At 71.8% G+C, this 2,491-nt stretch carries 3 protein-coding genes; all 3 read left to right on the top strand.

Translation table 11 applies throughout. The features are described 5' to 3' along the window. The first annotated feature begins 91 nt into the window (after positions 1-91). On the top strand, positions 92-856 hold the full coding sequence (locus ACIY1X_RS25055) for an amino acid ABC transporter ATP-binding protein (protein ID WP_399686026.1): 765 nt from the start codon (positions 92-94) through the stop codon (positions 854-856). 2 nt (positions 857-858) lie between these two features. Beyond that, complete coding sequence (locus tag ACIY1X_RS25050) at positions 859-1,608, top strand: sugar phosphate isomerase/epimerase family protein (protein WP_399686022.1); 750 nt, start codon at positions 859-861, stop codon at positions 1,606-1,608. Continuing rightward, positions 1,605-2,491, top strand: an 887-nt coding sequence (locus tag ACIY1X_RS25045; protein ID WP_399686020.1) for a sugar kinase, incomplete at its 3' end; no start/stop codon positions are given. The genes ACIY1X_RS25050 and ACIY1X_RS25045, both read left to right, overlap by 4 nt.

Raw genomic sequence — 2,491 nt, 5'->3', positions numbered from 1 at the left:
CGGCGAGCTGAACAAGCTCTACCAGAAGTGGCTCAAGAGCGACTTCCCGAAGTTCCAGTGACATCGGCCTGAACGCACGGAAAGCCCGACCATGACGCCAACGCCCGCCAGCGACGAACCGATCATCCGCCTCGAAGGGGTGAACAAGTGGTATGGCGAATTCCAGGTGCTCACCGGCATCGACCTCTCGGTGCGCGCGGGCGAGCGCATCGTCATCTGCGGCCCCTCGGGCTCGGGCAAGTCCACGCTGATCCGCTGCATCAACCGGCTGGAGACGGTGCAGCAGGGCCGCATCGTGGTGGACGGCATCGAGCTGACGGCGGGCGGGAAGAACGTGGACGCCGTGCGCGCCGAGGTGGGCATGGTGTTCCAGCAGTTCAACCTGTTCCCGCACCTCACGATCCTGCAGAACTGCACGCTGGCGCCGATGCGCTCGCGCGGCATGACCAAGGCGCAGGCGGAGGAGGTGGCGATGAAGTACCTCACCCGCGTGCGCATCCCCGAGCAGGCCGGCAAGTACCCGAGCCAGCTCTCGGGCGGCCAGCAGCAGCGCGTGGCCATCGCCCGCGCGCTGTGCATGGCGCCGAAGATCATGCTGTTCGACGAGCCCACCTCCGCGCTCGACCCGGAGATGGTCAAGGAAGTGCTCGACACCATGATCGGCCTGGCCGAGGACGGCATGACCATGCTGTGCGTGACGCACGAGATGGGCTTCGCCCGCAGCGTGGCCGACCGCGTGATCTTCATGGCCGACGGCCGCATCATCGAGCAGGCGCCGCCGGCGGAGTTCTTCGGCAACCCGCGCAACGAGAAGACGCGCCAGTTCCTCGGGCAGATCCTGAGCTCGCACCACTGACGATGGCCGTGCTGCTGATCTCGCTGTCGTCCTTCGGCGCGGCCGAGCTGCTGCGCCACGGCCAGCGCTGGTGCACCGAGCTGGCGATCCAAGCCGGCGCCGACGGCGTGGAGGTGCGCGGCGAGCTGCTGCGCGATCCCGCGGCGGAGCTGGCCGGACTGCGCGGCCGGGCGGCCGTCTATTCCAGCCCCGACGGGCTGTTCGCGCCCGGCGGCGCGCTCGACACGGCCGCGCTGGACGAGGGCCTGCGCCGCGCCGCGCTGCTGCAGGCGCCGCGCCTGAAGATGGCGATCGGCGGCTTCGATGCTGCGCGTTCCCGTGATGGCCTCGTCGCGCTGCGCGAGCGCCTGGCGGCACAGCCGGTGGAGCTGCTGATCGAGAACGACCAGACGCCCTCGGCCGGCACGCTCGATGCGCTGCAGCGCTTCTTCGCGGCGCAGCACGCGGCCGGCCTCGACCTTGGCATGACCTTCGACATGGGCAACTGGCACTGGCTGGGCGAGTGCCCGCTGGAGGCGGCGCGCGCCTTCGCGCCGCAGGTGCGCTACGTGCACTGCAAGGGCGTGCAGCGCCGGCCCGACAAGTGGGTGGCGGTGCCGCTGGCCGAGTCGGCCGCGCCCTGGCGCGCCGTGCTGCGCGCGCTGCCGGCCGAGGTGCCGCACGCGATCGAATACCCTCTGGCCGGTAACGACCTGCTGGCCGTCACGCAGGCCCAGCTGGCACAGGTGCGCTCCGCGAGAGGATGCCCATGACCGAACCCACCGCCTTCGACGTCGCCACCTTCGGCGAGGCCATGCTGCTGCTGGTGGCGGCCGAGCCCGGCCCCATCGAGCACGCCACGATGTTCCACCGGCGCACCGCGGGCGCCGAGACCAACGTCGCCATCGGCCTGGCCCGCCTGGGCCTGAAGGTGGGCTGGGCCAGCCGGCTGGGCACCGACTCGATGGGCCGCGCGCTGCTGGCCACCATGCAGGCCGAGGGCATCGACTGCTCGCACGTCATCTGCGACGCGGCGCAGCGCACCGGCTTCCAGTTCAAGGGCCGCGTCATCGACGGCAGCGACCCGCCGGTGGAATACCACCGCAAGGGCTCGGCCGCCAGCCACATGCGGCCGGAGGACATCGACGAGGCCTGGCTGCGCTCGGCGCGCCACCTGCATGCGACCGGCGTGTTCGCCGCCGTCTCCGACACCACGCTGCCGACGGCGCTGCGCAGCATGGAGATCATGCGCGCGGCTGGCCGCAGCATCTCCTTCGACCCCAACCTGCGCCCCACGCTGTGGGCCGGCGAGGCGCGCATGCGCGAATGCATCAACGACCTGGCGGCGCGTGCCGACTGGGTGCTGCCCGGCATGGAAGAAGGCCGCCTGCTCACCGGCGAGTCGACGCCCGAAGGCGTGGCGCGCTTCTACCGCGGGCGCGGCGCGAAGCTGGTGGTGGTGAAGCTGGGGCCCGAGGGCGCGTACTACGACAGCGACGCGGCCGGCACCGGCCACGTCGAAGGCTTCCCCGTGAAGGAGGTGGTCGACACCGTGGGCGCCGGCGACGGCTTCGCCGCCGGCGTGGTCAGCGCGCTGCTCGAAGGCCGCAGCGTGCCCGAGGCGGTGCGCCGCGGCGCGTGGATCGGCGCGCGCGC

Origin of the sequence: Xenophilus sp. (assembly GCF_044462705.1) — a bacterium.
GTDB lineage: Bacteria > Pseudomonadota > Gammaproteobacteria > Burkholderiales > Burkholderiaceae_C > Xenophilus > Xenophilus azovorans.
Note: the sequence above shows the minus strand (reverse complement) of the source record. Positions and strands in the feature narration are given on the sequence as shown.